The sequence below is a fragment of the Amycolatopsis albidoflavus genome (genome assembly GCF_039525725.1).
GTDB lineage: Bacteria > Actinomycetota > Actinomycetes > Mycobacteriales > Pseudonocardiaceae > Amycolatopsis > Amycolatopsis albidoflava.
On the sequence record NZ_BAAAHV010000007.1, the window covers coordinates 22,227 to 45,507 of the forward strand.

The window sequence follows — 23,281 nt, forward strand, 5'->3', positions numbered from 1 at the left end:
GTTTTCGCAGTTCAGGTGCTCGGACGTCGTCGTGGACCGGCACCGGCGCGATATCGGGCAACTCTTGTCCAGCGGCAACAAACCGTGCGACCGTTGACCGGACGAGCGACCTGCCCGGATCACGCCGGTCGTTCGAGGTGGCGGGCCGGTGGCGGCGCTGGGGGCGAGAAAGGGCGGACGCGCAAGGGGAGAAGCGGCAGTGACGGCGGTCGTGGCAGTGCATGTCCCGCGCCGGACGGTTCTGGACGTCGTCTTCGTCCACGGGCTGGACGGCGATGCCCGCGCGTCGTGGCGGCGCGGCGGGGACGGCACGTTCTGGCCGCGGTGGCTGGCCGCGGACGTCGCCGGCGTCGCGGTCTGGACTATGGGGTACGAGGCTTGGTCGAGCGGATGGCGCGGCCAATCGATGCCCGTGCCGGACCGGGCGGTCAACCTGATGGCGCAGTTGCGGAACACCGGCCTCGGCGAGCGTCCGTTGTGCTTCGTCACGCACAGCATGGGCGGGCTGCTGGTGAAGGAGATCCTGCTGCACGCAGCCGAAGGCCGGACCGATTTCGCGTGCTTCGCGCAGGCGGCGAAGGGCGTTGTCTTCCTGAGCACGCCGCACACGGGTTCCGGGCTGGCGCGAGCGGTGGACGCGCTGGGCGTGCTGTACCGGGGCACGCCCGCGGTCGAGGACCTGCGCCGCAACAGCGCGTACTTGCGGCAGCTCAACGACCGCTACCGGGACTGGGCGGACGAGACCGGGATCGCGAACCTGGTGTTCTTCGAAACGCGGCTGACCCGCCGGGTCCGGGTGGTGGACGAGGCGTCGGCCAATCCCGGGCTGCCCCGGGTCCGGCCGATTCCGGTGGACGCGGACCACGTGGGCATCTGCAAGCCCGAGGACCGCGGTTCGCTCGTCTACGGGCAGGTCAAGCGGTTCGTGCTCGGCCTGCTGCCCGGGCGGGGCGACGGACAGTCCCGGCCGGCCGCGGTGCACCGGACGATTCTCGTCGCCGACGTCGAAGGGTTCAGCGACCGGAGCCGGACGAACCGGAACCAGCTGTCCGTGCGCGACGCGATGTACCAGACGCTGCGCCAGGCGTTCCGGGAAGCGGACATCCCCTGGGAGGCGTGCTACCACGAGGACCGCGGCGACGGGGTGCTGGTGCTCGTTCCTCCGGACGTGCCGAAAGCGGCGTTCGCCGAATCGCTTCCCGGCGCGATCGTCGAGACGCTGGAGGTGCACAACCGGGTCGCCGGCGCGGAGGAACAGATCCGGCTGCGGCTGGCGGTGCACGCCGGCGAGGTCCACTACGACCAGCACGGCGTGACGTCGAACGCGGTCGTGCTGGCGTTCCGGCTGGTCGGCTCGCCCGCGTTGAAGTCCGCGCTGGCCGGGTCCTCGAGCGTTCTCGCGACGATGGTTTCGGCGTGGTTCTTCGACGAGGTCGTGCGGCACGGCCGCGGCGGCCTCGCGGAGACCTTCCGGCCTTTTCCGGTGCCGCTGCGGGGAAGCCGGACGACCGGGTGGGTGAGCCTGCCCGGCGATCCCTGGCCCGCCGACCGGGCAGGCGAGGCTCCGGACGTCCTCGCTCCGCCCGCCGATCAGCCTCTCCGGTACTCGCCGGAGCGGGAAGACGGCGGCGCGAACGGCCAGCTGGCGAAACGGACGCTTCCCCGCGACGCGCCCGCGTTCACCGGCCGGACCGCGGAACTGGAGCACGTGCTCAGGGAAATCACCGACGCGGTGCACACCGGCCGGATGGTCGCGATTCACGCGATCGACGGCATGGCCGGAGTCGGGAAAACCGCGCTCGCCGTGCACGCCGGCCACCTTCTCGCGGACCGGTTCCCGGACGCACAGCTGTTCCTTCGGCTGCACGGGCACACCCCGGGCGAGCGGCCGGTCGGACCGGCGGACGCGCTCGCGTCGCTGCTGACCCTGATCGGCGTCACCGCACAGCAGATGCCCGCGGACCTGGACGCCAGGGCGGCGCTGTGGCGCGACCGGCTGGCGGGCAAACGGGCGCTGCTGATCCTGGACGACGCGCTGAGCCACCAGCAGGTCGAACCGCTGCTGCCGGCCGCGGCCGGATCGCTGGTGATCATCACCAGCCGCCCCCGGCTCATCGCTCTCGACGGGGCGGTTTCGCTGGCGCTGGACGTGCTGCCCGCCGAGGAGGCGTCCGCGTTGTTCGTGCGGCTGTCCGGCAGGACGATCCGGCCCGAGGAGGGCGAAGCGGTCGATCGGGTGGTGCGGCTGTGCGGATGGCTGCCGCTGGCGGTGACGCTGCTGGCGGGAAGGCTCCGCAGTCGTCCACAGTGGACGGTGACCGACCTGGCGGACGAACTGGACTCGACGCACGACCGGCTCGGCCGGCTGCGCGCGGAGGACATCGAGGTGGCCGCCGCCTTCGACCTGTCCTACCGCGAACTCGGCCCCGGCCAGCAACGGTTCTTCCGCCGCATCGGCCTGCACCCCGGGCCGGAACTCGACGCGCACGCGACGGCGGCGATGGCGGACATTCCGGTGGCCGAGGCCGGTGCGCATCTTGGAACCCTCTACGACGACCACATGCTCGAAGAACCGGCCTTCGACCGCTACCGGATGCACGACCTGATCCGCGAGTACTCCCGGAATCTCAGCCACGAGGACGGCGAGCAGGAGGCGGAACGAGCGGTCGGCAGGCTTTTCGACTACTACTGCGACACCGCCGCCGACGCGGCCGCGCGCATCGCCAAGGACGTGACCACCGACGGGCTCCGCGAAACCCGGTCGCTCCGGCGGCGGGCGGCCCGTGACACCCGGGTGGCCAGCAGCATCGAGGCGTGGCGGTGGATGCGGGTCGAGACCGTCAACCTGCTCGCCTGCGCCGACCACGCGATCCGGCACGGCTGGCACCAGCAGGTCGTCGATTTGTCGGCGTGCTTGGCCAAATTCCTCTACATCGCCGGGCCGTGGGACCGGGCGTCGCGGCTGCATCAGTCGGCGGTGCGCGCGGCGGAGCACAACGGCGACGAGGCGGCGCGGGCGCACGCCTTGAACCATCTGGGAAGCGTGCAGCGGCGCATCGGCGACTACCTGTCCGCGGCCACGTCGCACACTGCCGCCCTGGCGAGTTACACGGCATTGGGGGACGAGGCGGGACAGGCTGCCGCGCTAAGTCAGCTCGGGGCGGTGCGGCGCTGCCTCGACGACTATCCCGGTGCCGCCGAGGCCTTCCAGCGCGCGCTCGCCATGGCGATGAAACTCGGCGATCGCAGCGGGGAAGCGCACGCACGCAACGAACTGGGCATCCTGTATCTGGTCAACGGCGACTACCGGGCCGCGGTCGGCTCGCACGAGCACGCCTTGAGCATTTACGAGGAGCTGGACGACCTTCTGGGGCAGGCGGACGCCTGGAACGAACTGGGGGTCGCGCGGCGGGCGATCGGCGATTTCCCCGGCGCGGTCGACGCGAACACCCGCGCGGTCGGCGGCTTCCGCAGGCTCGGCGACGGCTTCCACGAGTCGTTCGCGCTCAACAGCCTCGCCGTGGCCTGGCGGATGATCGGCGAACCGCGGAAAGCGGCCGCCGCGCACAACGAGGCGCTGGCGATCTCCCGAGCGCTGGGCGACCGGCTCGGCGAAGGGTTCGGACTCAACGAACTCGGCGCGGCGCTGCGTCTTCTGGGGGAACTCGAGTCCGCGGAAAAGTGCCACACCGAGGCTCTGGACATCTTCTCCGAGCTGGGCAACCAGCTCGGCAAAGCCGAGACGCTGAACCACATGGGCGCGCTTCTGCTGGCGACCGGGCAAGTGGAGGACGCGGGCGAGCGGTACCGGAGCGCGCTGCCGCTGGCTCGCGAGGTGAACAGCCCGCTGGAAGAGGCACAGGCCCTGGCCGGGCTCGGCCGCTGCGCGCTTTCGTGCGGCGATCAGGACGCCGCGCGAGACTGCCTGCGTGCCGCGCTGGAGATCTTCGACCGCATCGGCTCGTCGGAAGCGGGTTCGGTCCGGGACTATCTTCGCTTCGGCCGTGGATCGCCTTGACCCTCGGGCGATTCGGGGAAACGCGGTGGAGTTCGCGGACTTGAGCGTGGTCGGATACCCGGATGCGAGAGTGGGAGCGGAAGTACGCCGAGCACCGGGCGAAGGTCTTGGCCCTGCCGACCGTTCCCGTCTGGCACCATGCGCGGATCGTGCCGCCGCAGCAGGGGGATGTGCGGATTTCGGAGTCGATCGGGCCGTTCGGCGAGTTGACGGCGCTGTGGTCGGGCCCCGAGAACCAGCTGGAGAGGTTTCCGCGCGCGCCCGAGTCGCGTCCGACGCCGGCGCGGGTGACCGTGCACGTGCCGGAGATGGCGGTCGCCGCGCGGATTCCTGATCTTCGGCTCGCGTATCCGAGCGTGCAGCCGCTGCCGGACGGTCGCGTGCTGGTGGTCGGCGCACGGTGCGAGTGGCGCCCGGACAGCCCGGACCGCAACGCGATCGTCTACGGCCCCGACGGCGAAGTGCTGGCCGAGCAGACGTTCGGCGACGGGATCGACCACGTGCAGGCCACGCGGAGCGGCGAGATCTGGGTCGGCTACTTCGACGAAGGCGTCCTCGGCTCGAACGGCTGGGGCGGCGACGGCGCCGCGTCTCCCGTCGGCCAGAGCGGGTTGGTCCGGTTCTCGGCCGGCTTGGCTGAGGAATGGCATTACCCCGGGTCCGTCCGGGCGGCGTGGGGCGACTTTCTGGATTGCTACGCACTCAACGTCGACGGCGACACCGCCTGGACGTGCTACTACACCGATTGGCCCATCGTCCGGATCCGCGACGACGGCGTGACCGGGTGGACCAACGACATCAGCGGCGCCACCGCCTTGGCAGTGCGCGGTTCCCGGGTGGCGTTGTACGGCGGTTACGAGCCGTTGCGTGATCGGCTGGTGGCCGGGGTCCTGGACGACGGCCGCTTCCGGGTGACCGGCGAGTACCGGCTCGTCCTGCCCGACGGGCAAGACGTGCCGCGGCGGGCTCGCGTCTTCGGAAGGGGCGCGGAGCTGCACCTCGTGAGCGGAGACGACTGGTTCCGGCTCAGCCTCGACGACCTCCCGGCGTAAGAAAATCCCTGCCACCGCCCGAATTTCGCCACCGCGCCACCGAAGACTCCGGTTGTTCATCGACCGTTCACGCGGAAACCCCCGTGCCGCGCGGCAAAAGCTGAAGGATTCGAGGTGACGCGTCGGGGGACGTGCGAGAGGGTGGATCGTGAAGCGCCGGTTGTCGATCGGGCTGGCTGTGGTTTTGGTGCTCGCCGTGGCGGGGGTGGTCGTCTGGGGGCGATCCGGGGACGACTCCGCCGCGGGTGGCGGGATTACCGTCGTGCGCGGGGTGATCGGGTCGGAGAAGCAGGCCTTCTTCACTGATCAGCGGGTGGTGGACGCGTTCGCCAGACAGGGGCTGAAGGTCGAGGTCGACACGGCGGGGTCGCGGCAGATCGCGACTGCCGTCGACCTCGGGAAGTACGAGTTCGCGTTCCCGTCCTCGTCGCCGGCGGCGCAGAAGATCCAGCGCGACAAGAAAGTCACGACGGTCTACACGCCGTTCCAGTCGCCGATGGCGGTCGCGACCTTCGAGCCGATCGTGCAGCTGCTGAGCGGCAACGGCGTGGTGCGCAAGGGCGCGGGCGACTACCAGGTGCTCGACATCGCGAAGTACCTGCAGCTCGCGGGCACCCGCTGGGATCAGCTGCCGAACAATACGGCCTATCCGGTGCGCAAGAACGTCCTCGTGACTACGACTGACCCGCGCGAGTCCAATTCCGCGGCGATGTATCTGTCGATCGTTTCGTTCGTGGCCAACGGGAACAACGTCGTCTCCAGCCCGGACCAGGAGGCGAAGGTCCTGCCCCAGGTCGCGAAGTTGTTCCTGGACCAGGGGTACACGCAGAACAGCACCGAGGGCCCGTTCGAGGACTACCTGTCGGCGGGCATGGGCAAGACGCCGCTCGCGTTGATCTACGAATCGCAGTACGTCGATCGGGTGCTGCGGAACGACGGCTCGATTCGGCCGGACATGCGGATGCTGTACACGGCGCCGACGGTGTATTCCAAGCATACGCTGGTTCCGTTCTCCGCCAACGGAAACAAGGTCGGCCAGGCCCTGTCGACGGATCCGGAGCTCGGCAAGCTCGCCGCCGCGTTCGGGTTTCGCACGACGAATCCGCAGGTGTTCCGCGAGGTCGCCGCGCGGGCCAAGGTGCCGGGGGAACTCGTCGACGCCGTCGAGCCGCCGAGTTTCGAGACCCTGGAACGGATGCTCGACGCGATCCAGAAGCAGTACTGATGGACGAATTCACCCTCACCCCGCCCGAACCGGTGGCGGCGGTGCCCGTCGAACGCGCTGCCGGGCTCATCACGCTCGGCGAGGAGATCCGGGCCGGGATTTCCCAGCGAGCCGACGAATTCGCCGAGCGACTCGAAGCTCTCGACGTCAAATCGCCTGAGTTCACCGCGCTGCTTGACGAGATCCTCGCGGTCGGCGAGGCGGACATGCGCACGGCGGCGACGGTCGCGGGCACGATGCTCGACCGGTCGACCAAGGCACTCGACACTGCGCGTTCGCCGCACCAGGAAGTGACGACAAGCCTGACCGAGTTGCGCCGCACGGTCGCGGAACTCGATCCGGCGAAGCTGCCGATCACCGGACGCAAACTGCTCGGGATCTTCCCCGCCGCGGCGAGCGCGAAACGAGCGCTCGACCGGTATCGGGCGGCGAACGAGCCGGTGAACGCACTGGTCCGCGAGCTGCGCGTGCGGCAGGACGTGCTGCGGCGCGACAACGCGGCGATCAAGGGCGAACGCGAGCGGCTCTGGGCGACGCTCGGCAAACTGGCTGAAGCCGCGGCGTTCGCCGAAGCGGTCGACGGGGCGATCGACCGGCAGGCGGGCGTCTTCGACCTCACGGATCCCGCGCACGCCAACGCCTTGCGCGCCGATCTGCTGTATCCGATTCGCCAGCGGCACCAGGACGTGCTGACGCAGTTGGCGGTGAGCGCGCAGGGGTATCTCGCGCTGGATTTGGTGCGGCGCACCAACGACGAGCTGATCCGCGGCGTCGAGCGCGCGGCGACCACGACGGTTTCCGCGCTGCGTGTCGCGATGCTGGTGAGCGCGGCGCTGGCCAACCAGCGTGACGTGCTCGACGAGGTCAACGCGTTGCAGGCGACCACGAACGGTCTGCTGCGGGCGAATGCGGAGTTGTTGCAGTCGCAGAGCGAGGAAATCCGTAAGGCATCGAGTGATCCGGCGGTCGCGGTCGACACCCTGCGCGAGTCGTTCGACCGGATTTACTCGGCGTTCGACGCGATCGACGGGTTCAAGGCCGAAGCAGTGTCGCGCATGGCGTCCACTGTGGATTCTCTGTCCGGGGAGTTGCGTCGCGCGGAGGATCGGCTGCGCCGGTCGCACGAGGGGGAGTTGTGAGAAGACTCGGCGTATTCGCGTTGGCCGTGTTGCTGCTGGTGGCTGGTTGTTCGTCGGCGGAACCGGCCGATCCGAGCCAGCCTGCGGCGGGCACGTTGCGGGTGTTCGCGGGCAGCGAGCTGGCCGATCTGCAGCCGGTCCTCGATGAGGCCGCGAAGGCGACTGGCGTGCAGGTCAAGTTCACGTTCACCGGCACGCTGGAAGGCGCGGAGGCGCTCGCGAAGGGCAGCGTCGACGGGAAGTACGACGCGGTGTGGTTCTCCTCGAACCGTTACCCCGCAGGCATTCCCGACGCGAACAAGCGGCTCGGCAATCAGGCGAAGATCATGCGTTCGCCGGTGGTGCTCGGGCTCTCGGCACCGGTCGCGCAGCGGCTCGGCTGGGACAAGAAGGCACCGACCTGGGGCGACATCGCGGCGGCGGCCGGGAGGAAGGAGTTCAGCTACGGGATGACCGACCCGTCGGCGTCGAACTCCGGATTCTCCGCGCTCGTCGGGGTCGCTTCGGCGCTCGCCAGCGCGGGGACGGCGATCGACGCGAAGCAGATCGAGACGGTCACGCCGCAGCTCACGCAGTTCTTCAGCGCACAGCAGATGTCGGCGGGCTCGTCGGGCTGGCTGTCCGATGCCTTCCAGAAGCGCGCGACCGGGCAGGATCCCGGGCAGAAGGTCGACGGACTGATCAACTACGAGTCCGTCTTGCTGTCGTTGAACGCCTCGGGCAAGCTGCCGCAGCCGCTGACGCTGATCTATCCGACGGACGGCGTCGTCACCGCCGACTATCCGCTCACCCTGCTCAACGGTGCGAGCGATGCCGCGCGCACGGCACACCAGAAGCTCTCGGACTACCTGCGCACACCCGATGTGCAGCGCCGGATCATGACCACTACGCAGCGCCGTCCGGCCGTCCCCGGCGTGCAGCTCGGGCAGCAGTTCGCGTCGCACGACCTGGTGGAGCTGCCTTTCCCGGCGACGCAGCAAGCCGTCGATGCGTTGCTTTCGGCCTACTTCAGCAAGATCCGCCGCCCGTCGCGGACGTTGTACTTGCTGGACACGTCGGGCTCGATGCGGGACGGCCGGATCGAGGCGCTGCGTTCGGCGCTGTCCGGGCTCACCGGCGCGGACAGTTCGCTGGTCGGCCGCTACCGGCAGTTCCGCAGCCGCGAGGAAGTCACCATGCTTCCGTTCAACACTCAGCCGGGGATGCCGACGACGTTCACCGTGCCCGAGCAGTATCCGCAGCCTGAGCTGGCGAAGATCAAGGACTACGTCGGCGGCCTGACCGCTAACGGCGGCACGGCCATCTACGACACCCTGCAGCACGGGTACCAGGTGCTGGAGCCGCTTGTCGCGAAGGATCCGGACCGCTTCAACTCGATCGTGCTGATGACCGACGGCCAGAACGAGAACGGCTCCGACCTCGCCGCGTTCAAGGCGGCGTTCGGCTCGCTGCCGCCCGCGATGCGGCAGATCCCGGTGTTCACAGTCCTGTTCGGCGAGGGCAGCGGCGACGAACTCGGCCAGGTCGCCTCGCTGACCGGGGGCAAGGTCTTCGACGCTCGGAACGTGCAGCTGGCCAGCGTGTTCCAGGAGATTCGCGGATACCAATGAGACGCTGGTTCGGGTCCACCAAGAACCTCTTCGGCTGCGTCGGCGCGCTGGCCGGGCTGCTGCTGTACGTGCTCGGCGTGATCGGTCCGTTGTGGCTGATGTTCGTGGTGCTGGCCGTGTTGTACGCCGCGGGCGCGCTGCTCGGCCCGCCGGAGAAGGTGCGGCTGGTTGTCGATCCGTCGGTGGAGGCCGCCGAGGTCCGTTCGTCGCTGGACACTCTGGTGCGGACGGCTTCCGGCCGACTTCCGGAGTCCACAATGGACGCGGTGCGGCGGGTGGCGGAGATGTTGTCGGACCTGCTCGCGGATCCTCGGCGGCTGGCAGGGAATCCGGATCTGCAGCATCGGGTGTTGTTGCTGGCGCGGACGGATTTGCCGTTGTCGGTGCAGACGTATCTCAACTTGCCGCGGTGGTTCGCCGCGCATCGGGGCGAGGCGGGGCAGGAGCTGGTGACCCAGTTGGGGTTGATCGAGCACCGGGCGCATCGGGTGGCGGAGGAGTATTACGCGGCGGAGGTCAACCGGCAGAAGGACCAGACGCGCTACCTCGGCGAGGAGCCGTAGCGAGATCCGCCGGGGCTTGCCACCGCGCGAGCCGGTCGTAGAGCCGGGACAGCCGGACATGGAAGGTCTCCAGCGCCCAGGCCAGTTGCCAACCGGCGGGGTTCCGTTCGAGCGTCGTCGCGGTGTGCTGCGCGGCAAGCAAACAGGCGTGTTCCGTATTGCACCAGGCCAGCGCTGCCAGCGCGTCGGGCAGCGGATGGAGCAGGACGTCCGGCGCGGGTGGATCGAGCGGGACCGAGTCCTGGCGTGGGTTCAGCAGCCGGTCGGCGGCGTGGGCGGTGTGCGTGTAGAAGTACAGGATCCGCCGCAAAGCCGCGTCGCGCGCGTCTTCGGTGACGGTGTGCTGCGCGGTGTCGCTGGCGTAAAGGCGGATCAGGTCGTGCATTCGATATCGGCCCGGAACGTGTTGCTGTACCAGGGAAGCGATCTCCAGTTCCCGCAACACCGTCCGCAGCTGGGCGGCCGGAAGCGCCACCAAAGCCTCGGCGGCGGCCAGGCTGATGTCCGGGCCCGGGGCGATGCCGAGCAAACCAAAGAGTCGCGTCGCTTGCGGGCTCAGCGCGCGGACTGACCAGGACAGCACCGCGCGCAGGTTTACCCGCAGGCCACCGGCGTTCAGGCCGTCCAGCCGGGCGGAGGCGTCGCGCAGTTCCTCGGCCAGCACGGCCAGCGGGAACGTCGGGTGGTGCTGGGCGCGGGCGGCCACGATCCGCACGGCCAGCGGCAAACCCGCGCACATCGTGAGCAGGTCGGCGACCGTGTCCGGTTCGGCGGCCAGGCGGTCCGGGCCGAGGTGTCCGGCGAGGAGTTCCCGGGCGTCGGAGTCCGGGAGCACGTCCAGGTTGAGCAGGTGGACGCCGTACAGCGCGGCGAGGCCGACCAGGTGGCGGCGGCTGGTGATCAGGACGGTGCAGGTGGGAGTGCCCGGCAGCAGCGGCGTGACCTGGTCGATGTCGCGGGCGTTGTCCAGCACGAGCAGCATCCGTTTTCCGGCGAGCAGGCTGCGGTACAACCCGATCTGGGCTTCCAGGTCGACCGGGATCGCGGAGGGGACGACGCCGAGCGCGTCCAGGAAGCCGCGCACCGCCTCGGCGGCGGACACGGGCTGTCCGGTGGGATCGAAACCGTGCAGGTTGACGTGCAGTTGCCCGTCCGGGAACCGGCTGAGCCGCTGATGCGCCCAGTGCAGCGCCAGCCAGGTTTTGCCGATTCCGCCGGTGCCGCCGATCGCCACCGTTCCCGCGACGTCCATGTGCCGGTCCAGTTGGACGAGTTCGCCGCCGCGGCCGGCGAACAGCCGGGGCGGGCACGGGAGTTGCCGGGGGACCGGCGGCCGGGTCGCGGGTTCCGGCGCGGGAGCGGTCAGCGCGGGGTCGGCGGCGAGGATCTGCCCGTGCAGTTCGCGGAGCGGACGGCTGGGGTCGGTGCCGAGTTCGTCGGCCAGAACGCGTTGCAGGCGGTGGTAATGCTGCAGCGCCTCGGCTTGGCGGCGGCTTCGGTAGAGGGCCAGCAGGTACTGCCCGGCGAGGCGTTCGTCGAACGGGTGGCTCGCGGTGTCGGCGGCGAGTTCGGCGAGCAGTTCGGCGTGTCTGCCTTGGCGCAGCCGGATGTCGGTCAGGTCGAGGCGCGCGGTTCGCTGGCGGGCGGTCAGCGCGGCGCGCAGCGCGCACAGCCACGGGATGTCGGCCGCGGCGGCGAGATCCGAGAAAGGCTTGCCTTGCCACAGGGACAGCGCCTGTTCGAGGGCGGTCGCGGCGACCTGGTCGGCGCGGGAATCGCGCTGCGATGCGGTGCGGGCTTGTTCGAGAAGCGTGTGGAAGCGATGCAGATCGATCGCGTCCGGTTCGACGGAAAGCCGGTAGCCGCAGCCGTTGCGGGTGAGGGCGACCCCCGGAATCGGAGCGAGAACCTTGCGCAGCAACGGAATGTTGTGCTGCACCGCCCGCCGCGGCTGCCGGGGGAGCGCGCCCTCGGGCCAGACGCGGTCGATGAGCTCGTCCATCGCGACCGTCTGGTTGGCTTCGATCAGCAGCACCGCCGCCATGCAGCGCAACTGCTGATGGCCGAGCGCGATCGCGCACTCGTTCACCGTCACGCCAACAGGGCCGAGCAGACGGAATCGTACCGTCATCGTGACCACCCGTGAGCCGGTCGCCGGACCAGGACTCAGTGTGTCTAGCGTCCGCCGCCCGGCTCGTGCAACGGCAAGGGCGGATCTGCGGCGCTACGGGCGAGCAGTTTCGGCCAAGCGGACCGGAAACGCGTCCGGGGCGGCCCCGCCGGATGGCCGCCCCGGACGCATTCCGGACTAGGACAAGGATTGCCAGTTAATGGTTCGCACCGGGACGCCCGGGCAGGAAAGAACGAAACGGTAGATGTTGCCCGCGTACATGACCGGGCCGTAGACCTGGGCATTGTTCGAGCAGACGAGGTAAACCCGCATCACGCCCGCCCGGACCGCGCAGCTGATGGCGACGTCGTGGAACGGGGCCCGGGAGTAATAGTTGCAGTTGAACACCGGCGGGACGGCGTCCGGCGCGGTGTGCGAGCCCGCTGAGCTGAGGGTTCCGGTCAGCGGCTCCGCGGCCGGGGCCGCCGTGGCGACGCTCGCACCGGCGAACAACGCGACGATAGTCAATGCGATGGCAATGAAGGGCTTGGCCGCTCTTTCGGAAAGAGAACCAGGGCCGGTGAATCGAACCATAACGAATATTCCTTCGCGCCTGGGCGCACCTCGGATGGTGTGCCTCGCGCCCCATGCTGTCGGGTCGCGGCGTCGCGGATGCGGCATCGATGCGTCATCGCGGAAACCGTGCCCGGCCCTTGCGCGGCTTCAGTTATTGCTAGCGCTGGCCGTTCTGATAGTTGAGCGCGTAGCGGACCGCGTCGGCGCGCGAGTGGAAACCCGCTTTGGCGAAAAGGTTGTTGATGTGGGTTTTCACCGTGGCTTCGCTGATGACTAATGCGGCCGCGATTTCCGGATTGCGCAGGCCGTCGCCGATCAGGCCGAGGATTTCCCGTTCGCGCGCGGTCAGCGAGAGATCCGGCTCGGCGGGTGGGGCCGGTTTGGCGGCCAGCGCGAGCAGCCGCCGCTGCACCTCGGGCGAGAGCACGGTCTGGCCCTGGGCCGCGGTGCGCACGGCGTGCAGGATCGTGGTGCGGTCGGCTTCCTTGGTCAGATAGCCGCTCGCGCCCGCCTGCAGCGCGGCCAGGATCGATTCGTCGTCGTCGAACGTGGTCAGCACGAGAACTGTCGTGTCCGGCTGGGCTTGGCGGATGCGCCCGGTCGCGCCGACGCCGTCCAGCACCGGCATGTTGAGGTCCATCAGCACCACGTCCGGACGGTGCTGCTGCGCCGCCTCGACGGCCTCGGCGCCGTTGGTCGCGGTCGCCACGACGTCGACGTCTTCGGCGAGGTCGAGCATGACCGCGAGCGCCTCGCGGACAGTCGCCTGGTCGTCGACGACAACGAGGCTGATCGGGCGGTCGGTCATCGAGGCAGCTCCAGTTCCACGGTCCAGCCGTCGCCGGCCGGGCCTGCTCGCAGGGTGCCGCCGAGCAGGGCGGCCCGTTCGCGCATTCCGACGAGCCCGACCCCGGAACCTCCGGCCAGTTCGGCGCGCAGCGGTTCGGTCGCGGGCCCGTTGTGCACGGTCAGCCTTACATGATCAGCCGTGAAGGCCAGCCGCAGGCCACGGGTCGCGCCCGGCGCGTACTTGGCCGCGTTGGTCATCGCTTCCTGCGCCGCCCGGACCATGGTGTGCGTGGTCTCCGGGCCGACCGCTCCGGCTTCGCCCTCGATGGCGAACTCCGCCGACGCGTGTTCGGCGAGTTGGCACAACGTCTCAGACAGCGGCAAGGTGTCTTCGCGCAGCGCGTGCACCGCGCGGCGGGTTTCGCTGATCGAGTCGACGGCGATGGCGCGTGCCTTGCGAACCGCGGCGGCTGCCTCGTCGTCACGGCCGCTGTCGCGCAGTGCGTCGGCCATGTCCAATTGCAGCGCGATCCCCGAGAGCGAATGACCGAGCACGTCGTGGATCTCGCGCGCGATCCGGCCGCGTTCGACGAGCGCGGCCTCGCGGGCTTCGGACTCGCGGGCGCGCTGCGCGGCGTCCGCGGCGAGCTGCGCGTTGCGGACGGCGTCGAGGCGGTCGTGGTGCGAGATGCCGACAGCGACCGGCAGACCCACGGTCAGCGTCACCCACACCGGCCACACCGGGAAGCCCGGTGACAGCTGTCCGACCGTCCAGGTCGCGGCGGCCGCGACGGCGGTGCCGGCGACCGCGATGGTCACCGCGGCCCGGCGGGACGCGAGCTTGACCCCCGAGGCGGATGCGGCGACGAACGGGAACATCGCCGCGAAAGTCCCGTGCGTCAGCGGCAGGAGCAGCGCGCCGAACAGCATGTACGCGCTCATCACGGCGATCTGCCGGTTCTCGGTCAGCCGGGTCCAGGGCAGCAGCGACGCGATCCCGGAAACCGAGGCGAGCACGAACAGCGGCAAGGCCAATGGCCGGTACGCGATCTGCGCGTCCGGCCACTGAACCGCGGTGCAAGCGATGGCGGTGAGGACGAGGACGGGCTGGATCAGCTCGTCCCGGTACTGCCCGAGAAGCGACAGCGACCGCTGGTCCGGCGTGCTCATGGGACCAGGTTCCTCCTCGCCGGGGCGGTGTCGTGGGCGGGCTGAGTGTTCCACTCCGCCGGACGGCCGGCGAGGTTGCGCTGGATGTTGTCCAGCAGCGGCGAGGTCTGCGCGGGGGCTCCGTCGCTGCCCTGGGTCCACACCACCTGGTGCCCGGCGCGCAGTGCGCGGTAGAGCACGACCAGCCCCTCGGCGAGGATGCCGACGCCGATGGTGAGCAGCATGCTGTTGGCGACGCCGCCGGCGTCCTGCGGGGCGAACGCGTCGAGCGCGAGGTTCACGCCGATCTTGACCACGATGTTCGCCACCCACAGCGCGACGGTGAGCGCGGTGTAGCGGACGAAAGCGGTGCCGTCGCGCCGGGAAATCCGGACGCTCATCCCGCGCAGGACGCCGAGGGCGACGCTGACCGCCGCGGTCCCGACGAGGAAGATCATCGAGGCGGGCGTCTTCACCTCGCCGGACAACGTGCTGAGACCGACGACGGACAGCACCGCGGGCAGGATGAGCATCTGCTTGGCCTGCGCGGGTTCGCCCATCAGCCGCCGCACCATCAGGTAGCCGATCGCCGCCACGATCAGGACGATCTCCACGGGTCCGCTCATGAGTTGTTCCTGCCTTTCGCATCCGTTCCGATGCCGAGAAACCTACGGAGGAACGGGCTCGAAGTCGTGCGGTGCGCGGCGTATCCCCGGGTGGAGAAATCCCTCCACCCGAGCCTGGATTTCTCCACCCGGGATACGTCCGGAGCCGCAAGACGGCGGCGGGCGGCGACCGTAGCGTTTCTCGGCGAATCCCAGCAATCAAGCCGAAAACGGGGAGCCCGGCATGACCAAGTCCACCCGCACGATGATCACTACGATGTTCCTGGACGTCGGTTTGTCCGTCGTCGTCTACTACGCGGCCAACCTGCTCGGCGCGAGCGCGTACGTGTCACTGCTGGCCGGCACGATCGTCGCGGGACTGCGGACGATCTGGGTCGCGGTCGCGCAGCGCCGCCTCGACCTGTTCTCGTCGTTCCTCGTGCTGCTTTTCGGTCTGGGCTTAGGGCTGAGCTTCCTGACCGGTGATCCGCGCTTCCTGCTGGCGAAGGAATCGGTGACCACTTTCTGCGCCGGCGTGGCCCTGGTCGGCAGCTGCGCACTCGGCCGTCCTCTCGCGTATTACGCGGCGCGGCGCCTCGCGCATTCGGCGGGCGGTGCCCGGCAGCGTGAGTTCGACGCCACCGCACAGGACGCGACCCTGCGGCGGCGCTGGTACCAGATCTCGCTGGTGTGGGGTGTCGGGCTGACTGCTGATTCGGTGCTGCGCATCGTGGGCGTGTACACGCTGCCGTTCGACACCGCGGCTGCGCTCTCGCAGGCGCTGTTGATCGTCGCGTTCGCGGGGTTGATCGGTTGGACAGTGGTGACGAAGCGGCGGTTTGAGCAGTCGGTTCAGGCGTGACGGTCGTAGGCGCGCATTGCGGCCGCGACGTCGTCGAGGAATGACAGGACGACAGGGACGTGCTCGGGGTCGAGACGGTTGGTGATGGTCTCGATCTCGGCGAGCAGCGGCGTCAGCGCGGTGCGGACGTCCTCGCGGGCGTGGGCGGTGGCCTCGAGGTGGACGCGCCGCCGGTCGGCCGGGTCGGCGCGGCGGGCCAGGTGCCCGGCCGCGGCGAGGCGGTCGACCAGCACCGTCGCGGACGCCGACGTGATGCCGAGCCGGTTGCCCAGTTCGCCCGGTCCGAGCGGTTCCGGGCTGGAAACCACCTGGTCGATGGCCTGGACGTCGGTGACCCGCAGCGACAGCCTGCGCGCCAGCGCCGCCTGCATGCCCCGGCCCGCTTGCAGCAGCCGCCGCACCGCCAGGGAGACGTCCCGCGCCGTTCGTTCGTCCGCTACTCGTTCGTCCGACACGGACGAATGGTAGCTAGAAGTTCTAGGTAAGCGGTACGCTGGGCGATATGGCTAGAAAATCTAGCGAACTGTCCCAGGTCAACGCCGAGATGGTGCGCAAGCTGCTCGACGCCGATCCGCGCCCGGTGCCGGACGGCGGCTACGGGTTGCGCGTGCTCGAGACGACCGGACGCCGCAGCGGCCGGACCCGGCAGACGCCGCTCGGAGTGCTCCGGCTCGGCAGCGACCGCTACCTCGTGTCGCCGGACGCGAACCGCGATTGGGTACGCAATCTCGTCACGGTTCCGGCTTGCCGCGTCCGGGCTGGCGACATCAGCGAAAGCGTGCGCGCGCAACCGGTGCACGGTGCCGAGGCGGTGTCGGTGCTCTCGGCTTATCTGGCCGCGGTGCAGGCTCCGTGGGCGCTCGCCGCGTTCCCGGTCGGCCCCGGTTCGCCGGCGGATGAGATCGCCGCGCACCTCGACTCGATCGCGGTGTTCCGCCTCGAAAAGGGTGCCTCGTGACGGACCCCGTGGTCGTCGTCGGCGGCGGACCGGGCGGGATGATGCTCGCCTATCTGCTCGGCCGAGCCGGCATGCCCGTCACGCTGCTGGAAGCGCACCGCGACTTCGACCGCGACTTCCGCGGCGACTCGCTGCATCCCTACACCCTCGAACTGCTCGACCAGCTCGGTCTGGCCGACCGGCTCCTCGCCCTGCCGCACCACAAAGCACGCTTCTTCCGCTTCCACACCCCGGCCGGGTCGATCACCACCGCGGACTACGGCAAGCTCGCCTCGCCGTACAACTACGTCGCCCTGATGCCGCAGGCGCGATTCCTCGACTTCCTCGCCGCCGAGACCGCCGCATTGCCCGGCGCGAGCGTGCGCACGGGGGCTAAGGTCGTCGAGCTGATCCAGGACGGCCGCGTCACCGGCGTCCGCTACCGCGACGACGCCGGAACCCACGACCTGCCCGCCTCGCTGGTGGTCGGTGCGGACGGCCGCTTTTCCCGGATCCGCCGGCTCGCGGACGCTCCGGCCCGCTCCCTCGGCGCCACGACCGACCTGCTGTGGTTCCGCTTGCCGCACCGTCCCGAGGATCCGCCGGACGCCGACGTGGACCTCTTCTTCGGCCGGGACCACTACGTCGGCCTGCTCGCCGGGACGAACGGCTGGCAGGTGGGGTACAGCCTGCCCAAGGGCGGATACGCGCAGGCCCGCGAGCGCGGGGTCGGCCCGATCCGGACGTTCCTCGCCGACCATGTGCCGTGGCTGGCCGACCGCGCCGAACTGCTGACTGATTTCGGCCAGACGACCCTGCTGTCGGTCGACATCTCCCGGGTGGAGCGCTGGTGGCGTCCGGGGCTGCTGCTCATCGGCGACGCCGCGCACGTCATTTCGCCGGTCGGGGGCAACGGAATCCTCATGGCGGTCCAGGACGCCGTCGTCGCGGCCAATCACCTCGTGCGGGATCGGTCCGATGCCGCCCTCGCGCGGATTCAAGCCGAGCGTGAGCCCGCTATCCGGCAAGTGCAGGCACAGCAAGTCCGGTTGGAACAACGCGCCGCCCGTGCGCGGGAGCGTGGTCGTCCGGCCGCTCCGCCGTATCGGTTGTTGCGGTTGCTCACCGCTATTCCTGGTGCCCGCGCTCGTGCGGCCCGCGCCAATGCCTACGGACCCACTCCACCCGAGTTGGACTGAGGCGGGAAGAGCCGGGGCAGGAAGCCGATCATCAGGGCGGACCAGGTCACGTGCGTCAGCAACGGTGCCTGCACGCCGCCGCCCCAACGGCGTTGCAGCGTAAAGAGCGTCCCCATGGTCGCGGACGCCAGCACCAACGCCGGGTTCCGTGTCGCCGTCGTGGAAAGCACGTACAGCGCGGTCGATCCTCGCGGGCCGAACGTGTCGTAAAGCGTGCCGCGGAAGAAAACCTCTTCTGCGGCACCAGTTACGAGGGCAGTCGTCACCACCGTCGGCGTCGAGCCGTGGTGAGCATGGCCGAGTACGCCGGTGATTGCCCGGCGCAGCAACGGAATCCGGCGAGCGACCAGCGCGCAGCCGTAGAACACCCCGAACGCGCCCGCGCCCGCCAGCACCGGCTGTACGACGTCCGTACGACCCCGTGGCACCGGCCCGGCCGCTCGCGCACCGGCGAACCAGGTCGCCGCGACCGACGCGGTCAGCACATGGAACCGCCGCGATCCCGGTTTGCTGGCCAGCGACGCGCCCAGCAGTCCGGAACCCGCCGCGGTCACGGCCTTTAGGAACGTCTTCACCTGGCCTGCCGCCGTCGCGCGCGTTCGCCGAGCGCTTGCAGCACGGCGTCGTTGTAGCTCATCGGCTCGAACTCGACGATCCGGCGGATCGCGTCGTCGCGGACGACGACCTCGTTGCCCATCGAGTCGATCAGCGCGCGCCCGGTCGTCGCGTCGACGTCGGTGACCAGCGCGAGCCAGTAGGACGACAGCCGGGGCGAGAGCAGCGGGACCGGCACGATCGGCAGCATCCTGCCCTCGATGACCGCGACGCGCCGCAGCATGTCCCGGTAGGTCAGCACTTCCGGGCCGCCGATGTCGAACGTCCGGCCCTCGGTCTCGGGATGCTCCAGCACGCCGGCCAGATAGCGGACGACGTCGGCCAGCGCGATCGGCTGGGTGCGCGTGCTGACCCAGCGCGGGGTGATCATGGCGGGCAAGTGCTCGACGAGTTGGCGGGTCAGTTCCCACGACGTGCCGCCGTGCCCGATGACGATCCCCGCGCGCAGCACGGTCACCGGCACGCCGGTCTCCGCCAGCAGCCGTTCGACCTCGCGCCTGCTGGCCAGATGCTCCGACAGCGAGTCGCCGTCGTCGCCGAGACCGCCGAGGTAGACGATCCGGCGTACTCCGGCCTCCGCCGCGGCGCGGGCGAACGCGCGGGCCGCGTTGGCGTCGCGCTGCTGGAAGTCGGTGCTGTCCAGGGAATGCACCAGGTAGTAGGTGACTTCGACGTTCTTGAGCGCGTCCCGCAAGGACCCGATGTCGGCGACGTCGCCGTGGACCGGCTCGCCCGCTCCGCGGTAGTTCTCCGGACGGCGAGTCATGGCGAGCACGTCGTGCCCGGCTTCTTCCAGCGCCGGGCACAACCGGCTGCCGACGAACCCCGAGGCTCCGGCTACCAATGCGCGCATGCTTGCGACGGTAGCCGGACGAGCGGGATCCCGCTGATCACCGGGGGCGCTGCCGATCCTCCATGAGCTTGCCCATCAGCTGCGCGAGCGCCTCGTCCAGCTGCCCGCCGAGCCGACGGCCGAGCCGCTCGGCCAGTTCGTTGTCGACGGCCGCCGCGAGCGCACCCATCTCGGCCAGCAGGGATTTCCCTCCGTCGGTGACGGTGAGGATGTGCTTGCGCCGGTTCTCCGGGTCTCGCCGCCGCTCGATCAAATCGCGCTGCTCCAGCTGGTCCGCCAGCCGGACGACCAGGCTGGGACTCACCCGCATGAGTCGCGCGATGTCGTCCTGGGTCCGGGCGAAGCCCTGCTCGACCATGGCAAGCGTCCCGAGGTGTTTGGGGGTCAGGCCGGTTTCGCGCAGGTGCTCGGCGAAGTCGTTGGCCAGGTCGGTGCCGAGCACCATGAGCCGGAACGCCGAGGTCTCGGGCAAGGAGCTGTTGGTCGCCACGCTGGTACTCTATCATCCGTGAACAGTTCAATCTGTGAATAGTTGATGGGTGAAGTAATGATGACCGTCCTGGTGGTGGCCAATGCCGTGCTCGCGGTGGTCAGCGTCGCGTTCGCGGTAGTGGCAGCAGTGCGACCGGCGGCGTTGAGCCACAGTGCGGAGCCGACGAGCGGCGAGAAGTTCTACGGCTGGATGTATGCGGTGCGAGCCGTGCCGCTGGGCTGCGCGGCCGCGGTGGTGCCGTTGATCTGGTCTGGACCAGTCTGCGCGGTGGTTCTGCTCGCGGCCGCGGTCGCGCAGGCGGGCGACGTCGGCATCGGAGTGTTCCGCGGGGAACGGGGCATGATCGCGGGAAGCTCCGTGGTGGGCGCGGTGCATGTGCTCACCGCCGTCGCGTTGTGGTGAGCGAACCCTCCTGAAAGCCGCGCGTCAGCGTCGCGTCAGTGCCGATTGCGACTCTGTCGGGGTGACGTGCCTGATGTCTGTGTCCAGTTACCTGCCCGCCGCGGTGCCGATCGCGTCGCTGCAGGACGAACTCGACCTCACCGACGCCCAGTTGCGCAGGCTGCATCGCATTTACGGGCTGTCCGAGGTCTGCCGGTCGCCCGAGTCCGAGGCCGAGATGCTGCTCGGCGCGGTCGCGAAGCTCGACGGGTTCGCCGGGGTGGAGGAACGCGTCAGGTATGTGCTGCGGCCCAAGACAGTGCCCGCGGCGTCGCCGTTTCCGTTCGATCCGCTGGCCGAAGTGCGGCAGCGGCTCGGGCTCCAGAACGCGCTGGCCTTCACGGTTACTGACCACGCCTGCGCGTCCGGCCTGCTCGCCCTCGACCTCGCCGGCGCGCTGCTCGAACAGGACGGCGACCCCGACGCGCTGGCATTGATTCTCGCCGGGGAGAAGGCTTTCACCCCGGCCGCGCAGATCATCCCGGACGTCGCGGTGATGGGCGAGGGGACCGCCGCGGTGCTGGTCGCCCCTGGCGGGCAACGGGATCGGCTGCTCGGCTACGCGACGACGACGCTCGGCGGGCCGGGCGGCGAGGTCATCACGAACGAAGAGCAGAACAAGGTCTTCCGGCAGATCTATCCGGACGCGCTGGGCGACGTCACCCGCGCCGCGCTCGAAGCCGCCGGTTGCGCGGCAAGAGATCTCTCGCTCGTGCTTCCGCACAACGTCAACAAAGTTTCGTGGATCCGCGCGGCCGAGGCGATGGATGTGCCGCGCAAAAAGATCTTCCTCGGCAACGTCCCGCGCACCGGCCATTGCTTCTGCGCGGACCCGTTCCTCAACTACCACACCGCGACCCGGCTCGGGCTGCTGAACCCGGGCGAGCGCTACCTGATGGTTTCGGTCGGCCTCGGCTCGACGTTTTCCGCGATGGTCTTCGAACACTAGGAGCAGAACCTGATGAGTACGGAACTCGAGATCGAGGGCGTCGGGATCACCGAGCTCGCGGACCGCTACGGCACCCCGCTGTTCGTTTACGACGGCGGCGAGCTGGCCGGTCGGATGTCCCGGCTGCGGCGGGAACTGCACGACAGCATGGAGGTCTTCTTCTCGCTGAAGTCGAACCCGAACGTGTCGATTCTCGCTGTGCTGCACGACAACGGGGCGCGCGCCGAGGTGTCGAGCCTCGCCGAACTGCGCACCGCGCGCCGTGCCGGGGTCGAGCCGCGCGACATTATTTTCCTCGGTCCCGGCAAGAGCCAAGCCGAGCTGGAAGCTTGTCTGGACGAGGACATCGCGGCGATCGTCTGCGAATCCTTCGGTGAGCTGGCGTTGATCGACCGGCTCGCCGGAGCGCGCGGGGTGAAAGCGCGGGTGGCGTTGCGGGTCAATCCGAGCTTCGCGGTCAAGGGCTCCGGGCTGACCATGGGCGGGAAGCCGCGCCAGTTCGGCATCGACGAGGAACAGCTGTTCGCCGCCGAGGACCTGGTTTCCCGGCACGCGAACGTGAACATCATGGGCGTCCAGGTGTACATGGGCACGCGCATTCTCAACGAGGAATCGGTGGTGGAGAACACCACCCGCATCTTCGCGCTGGCCGAGCAGCTGTCCGCGCGGCTGGGCTTCGGCCTGGACCTGGTCGACGTCGGCGGCGGCCTTGGCGTGGCGTACTTCGAGGGGGAACGCGACCTCGACCTCGATCTGCTGACCTCCCGGCTCAACCCGGTGATCGACGAGTTCGCCGCGCGGCATCCCGGCACCCGGCTCGTGATGGAGCTGGGCCGCTACCTCACCGCGATGAGCGGCACCTACGTCGTGCGCGTCCGTTACGTCAAAACCTCGCTCGGCCAGAACTTCGCGGTCGCCGACGGCGGCACGAACCACCACATGGCGGCGGTCGGGATCGGCTCCTACGTCAAACGCGATTTCCCGATGCGGCTGCTCAACCGGATCGACGAACCGGCCGCCGAAACCTGGCAGATCACCGGCCCGCTGTGCACGCCGAACGACGTGCTGGGCAAGAAGATCCCGCTGCCGCCGGTTCGCCCGGGCGACCTTATCGGAGTGGAACGCTCCGGCGCCTACGGCCCGAGCGCGTCGCCGGTGTTGTTCCTCAGCCACGGTTATCCCGCCGAAGTCTTGGTCCATGATGGACAGTCCTATGTGATCAGCGAGCGGGACCAGCCCGAGGACCTGTTGCGCCGTCAGCACCTGCACCGGCTGCCGGTTCCCGCGGTGGAGGGCTGATGTTCAGTGCCGGTGCTCCCGTAGCAGCGACGCGCACTTCGCCGTTCGCCGTGCTGCCGATGGGGTTGAAAACCGTGCTGCATCGGCGATTCGAGTCCGGCACCGACCGGCTCGACGGTCCGATCATGACGCGGTACTTCACCGATCTGGCCGCCGGACACGAGGTCGGCTACTCGCCGGACCTGGTCGCTCAGGCACAGGGCAACACGTTCATCTCCCTGGCCAGGCAACTGCTCGACGGCCAGTTGAGCGAGCCGGTCGACCTGGTCGTCGTCGCGCACGACGGCCCCGATTTCGACCCGCGCCTGTCCGCTCCGGTCAACCTGACCGCGGTGCTGCCGGGCGGTCCGATGACGTACTCGGTTTCCGGGCAAGGCCCGCTCGCCGGTTTCCTCGCCCTGCGAGTAGCGGCCGGATACGTGCGGCGGAAGCCGATGCACCGCGTGCTGATCCTCGTCATGGAGCAGCGAGGCATGCCGTACGCCGGGCAACGTCCGTCGGCGGACGCGGCGGCCGCGCTGCTCTTCGAGGCCGGAATGGGCAGCACCCGAGTCGCGGTGCTGCCCGGAATCGCCCCGGCCGACGCGCGAGCCGAGGCCGATGGGCTCGCGCCAGCAAACCGTTACGGACCAGGCCTCACCGGCGAGCCGATCACCGAAGGACGCTCCGCCACCGAGCTGTGGGCCGAGCCGCCCGCGGTGCTCGCCGATTACGACCCGGTTCGCGGAACTCTCGGAATCTGCGCCTTCGCCCGGGAAATCGAGCCGTCCGCGCCCCTATAATCAGGAGCGGAACAG

General features: G+C 69.6%; 22 protein-coding genes. 13 read left to right on the forward strand and 9 right to left on the reverse strand.

Annotated elements, in window-relative coordinates:
• Positions 1–199: 199 nt before the first annotated feature.
• The 6 genes from ABD156_RS09525 to ABD156_RS09550 all read left to right on the forward strand — a co-directional run bounded on the left by ABD156_RS09525 (position 200) and on the right by ABD156_RS09550 (position 9,607).
• Positions 200–4,018, forward strand: coding sequence for a tetratricopeptide repeat protein (locus ABD156_RS09525; RefSeq protein ID WP_344269329.1), 3,819 nt, complete (start codon positions 200–202; stop codon positions 4,016–4,018).
• A 62-nt stretch (positions 4,019–4,080) separates the two neighbouring features.
• Positions 4,081–5,070, forward strand: coding sequence for a hypothetical protein (locus ABD156_RS09530; protein ID WP_344269332.1), 990 nt, complete (start codon positions 4,081–4,083; stop codon positions 5,068–5,070).
• A 148-nt stretch (positions 5,071–5,218) separates the two neighbouring features.
• Positions 5,219–6,295, forward strand: coding sequence for a hypothetical protein (locus ABD156_RS09535; protein ID WP_344269335.1), 1,077 nt, complete (start codon positions 5,219–5,221; stop codon positions 6,293–6,295).
• Positions 6,295–7,434, forward strand: a complete 1,140-nt coding sequence (locus ABD156_RS09540) for a toxic anion resistance protein (protein WP_344269338.1) — start codon at positions 6,295–6,297, stop codon at positions 7,432–7,434. The genes ABD156_RS09535 and ABD156_RS09540 overlap by 1 nt, the downstream gene beginning before the upstream one ends.
• Positions 7,431–9,044, forward strand: a complete 1,614-nt coding sequence (locus ABD156_RS09545; protein WP_344269341.1) for a substrate-binding domain-containing protein — start codon at positions 7,431–7,433, stop codon at positions 9,042–9,044. The genes ABD156_RS09540 and ABD156_RS09545 overlap by 4 nt, the downstream gene beginning before the upstream one ends.
• Positions 9,041–9,607: a hypothetical protein gene (locus ABD156_RS09550; RefSeq protein WP_344269344.1), complete on the forward strand. Its 567-nt coding sequence runs from the start codon at positions 9,041–9,043 to the stop codon at positions 9,605–9,607. Before ABD156_RS09545 ends, ABD156_RS09550 begins: the two co-directional genes overlap by 4 nt.
• Here ABD156_RS09550 and ABD156_RS09555 read toward each other — a convergent pair.
• The 5 genes from ABD156_RS09555 to ABD156_RS09575 all read right to left on the reverse strand — a co-directional run bounded on the left by ABD156_RS09555 (position 9,561) and on the right by ABD156_RS09575 (position 14,857).
• Positions 9,561–11,738 carry an AfsR/SARP family transcriptional regulator gene (locus tag ABD156_RS09555; RefSeq protein ID WP_344269347.1) on the reverse strand — a complete coding sequence of 726 codons (2,178 nt, stop codon included), beginning with the start codon at positions 11,736–11,738 and terminating at the stop codon, positions 9,561–9,563. The genes ABD156_RS09550 and ABD156_RS09555 overlap by 47 nt on opposite strands.
• Before the next feature lie 177 nt (positions 11,739–11,915).
• Positions 11,916–12,311 carry a hypothetical protein gene (locus ABD156_RS09560; RefSeq protein ID WP_344269350.1) on the reverse strand — a complete coding sequence of 132 codons (396 nt, stop codon included), beginning with the start codon at positions 12,309–12,311 and terminating at the stop codon, positions 11,916–11,918.
• A 139-nt stretch (positions 12,312–12,450) separates the two neighbouring features.
• A complete protein-coding gene (locus tag ABD156_RS09565; RefSeq protein WP_344269353.1) occupies positions 12,451–13,101 on the reverse strand; it encodes a response regulator in 651 nt (216 codons plus the stop codon).
• Positions 13,098–14,252, reverse strand: coding sequence for a sensor histidine kinase (locus ABD156_RS09570; protein ID WP_344269356.1), 1,155 nt, complete (start codon positions 14,250–14,252; stop codon positions 13,098–13,100). The genes ABD156_RS09565 and ABD156_RS09570 overlap by 4 nt, the downstream gene beginning before the upstream one ends.
• Complete coding sequence (locus tag ABD156_RS09575) at positions 14,249–14,857, reverse strand: DUF1453 domain-containing protein (protein WP_344269360.1); 609 nt, start codon at positions 14,855–14,857, stop codon at positions 14,249–14,251. Before ABD156_RS09575 ends, ABD156_RS09570 begins: the two co-directional genes overlap by 4 nt.
• Before the next feature lie 223 nt (positions 14,858–15,080).
• On the opposite strand from ABD156_RS09575, the gene ABD156_RS09580 reads away from it, so the two are divergent.
• The gene (locus ABD156_RS09580) at positions 15,081–15,698 is read left to right on the forward strand and encodes a VC0807 family protein (protein WP_344269363.1); all 618 of its coding nucleotides are present in this window, start codon (positions 15,081–15,083) and stop codon (positions 15,696–15,698) included.
• On the opposite strand, the gene ABD156_RS09585 is transcribed toward ABD156_RS09580, so the two are convergent.
• A complete protein-coding gene (locus ABD156_RS09585; protein ID WP_344269366.1) occupies positions 15,689–16,153 on the reverse strand; it encodes a MarR family transcriptional regulator in 465 nt (154 codons plus the stop codon). The genes ABD156_RS09580 and ABD156_RS09585 overlap by 10 nt on opposite strands.
• 47 nt (positions 16,154–16,200) lie before the next feature.
• On the opposite strand from ABD156_RS09585, the gene ABD156_RS09590 reads away from it, so the two are divergent.
• Both ABD156_RS09590 and ABD156_RS09595 read left to right on the forward strand, forming a co-directional pair.
• Positions 16,201–16,656, forward strand: coding sequence for a nitroreductase family deazaflavin-dependent oxidoreductase (locus tag ABD156_RS09590; protein WP_344269371.1), 456 nt, complete (start codon positions 16,201–16,203; stop codon positions 16,654–16,656).
• A complete protein-coding gene (locus tag ABD156_RS09595) occupies positions 16,653–17,834 on the forward strand; it encodes an FAD-dependent oxidoreductase (RefSeq protein ID WP_344269374.1) in 1,182 nt (393 codons plus the stop codon). Before ABD156_RS09590 ends, ABD156_RS09595 begins: the two co-directional genes overlap by 4 nt.
• Here ABD156_RS09595 and ABD156_RS09600 read toward each other — a convergent pair.
• The 3 genes from ABD156_RS09600 to ABD156_RS09610 are packed head-to-tail and all read right to left on the reverse strand — an operon-like array spanning position 17,804 to position 19,792.
• Complete coding sequence (locus ABD156_RS09600) at positions 17,804–18,409, reverse strand: CPBP family glutamic-type intramembrane protease (RefSeq protein ID WP_344269378.1); 606 nt, start codon at positions 18,407–18,409, stop codon at positions 17,804–17,806. The two genes, ABD156_RS09595 and ABD156_RS09600, sit on opposite strands and share 31 nt — an antisense overlap.
• Entirely contained in the window at positions 18,406–19,302 is an 897-nt protein-coding gene (locus ABD156_RS09605; protein WP_344269381.1) for an NAD(P)H-binding protein, read from the reverse strand. The genes ABD156_RS09600 and ABD156_RS09605 overlap by 4 nt, the downstream gene beginning before the upstream one ends.
• 37 nt (positions 19,303–19,339) lie before the next feature.
• Positions 19,340–19,792, reverse strand: a complete 453-nt coding sequence (locus ABD156_RS09610) for a MarR family winged helix-turn-helix transcriptional regulator (protein ID WP_344269384.1) — start codon at positions 19,790–19,792, stop codon at positions 19,340–19,342.
• 45 nt (positions 19,793–19,837) lie between these two features.
• Between ABD156_RS09610 and ABD156_RS09615 the strand changes: the two genes are divergently transcribed.
• The 4 genes from ABD156_RS09615 to ABD156_RS09630 all read left to right on the forward strand — a co-directional run bounded on the left by ABD156_RS09615 (position 19,838) and on the right by ABD156_RS09630 (position 23,266).
• A complete protein-coding gene (locus ABD156_RS09615) occupies positions 19,838–20,197 on the forward strand; it encodes a hypothetical protein (RefSeq protein ID WP_344269388.1) in 360 nt (119 codons plus the stop codon).
• Positions 20,198–20,270: 73 nt separating this feature from the next.
• A complete protein-coding gene (locus ABD156_RS09620) occupies positions 20,271–21,185 on the forward strand; it encodes a 3-oxoacyl-[acyl-carrier-protein] synthase III C-terminal domain-containing protein (RefSeq protein ID WP_344269391.1) in 915 nt (304 codons plus the stop codon).
• Between the two features lie 12 nt (positions 21,186–21,197).
• Entirely contained in the window at positions 21,198–22,484 is a 1,287-nt protein-coding gene (locus ABD156_RS09625) for a type III PLP-dependent enzyme (protein WP_344269394.1), read from the forward strand.
• A complete protein-coding gene (locus ABD156_RS09630; protein WP_344269397.1) occupies positions 22,484–23,266 on the forward strand; it encodes a beta-ketoacyl-[acyl-carrier-protein] synthase family protein in 783 nt (260 codons plus the stop codon). The genes ABD156_RS09625 and ABD156_RS09630 overlap by 1 nt, the downstream gene beginning before the upstream one ends.
• The last annotated feature ends 15 nt before the right edge of the window (positions 23,267–23,281 follow it).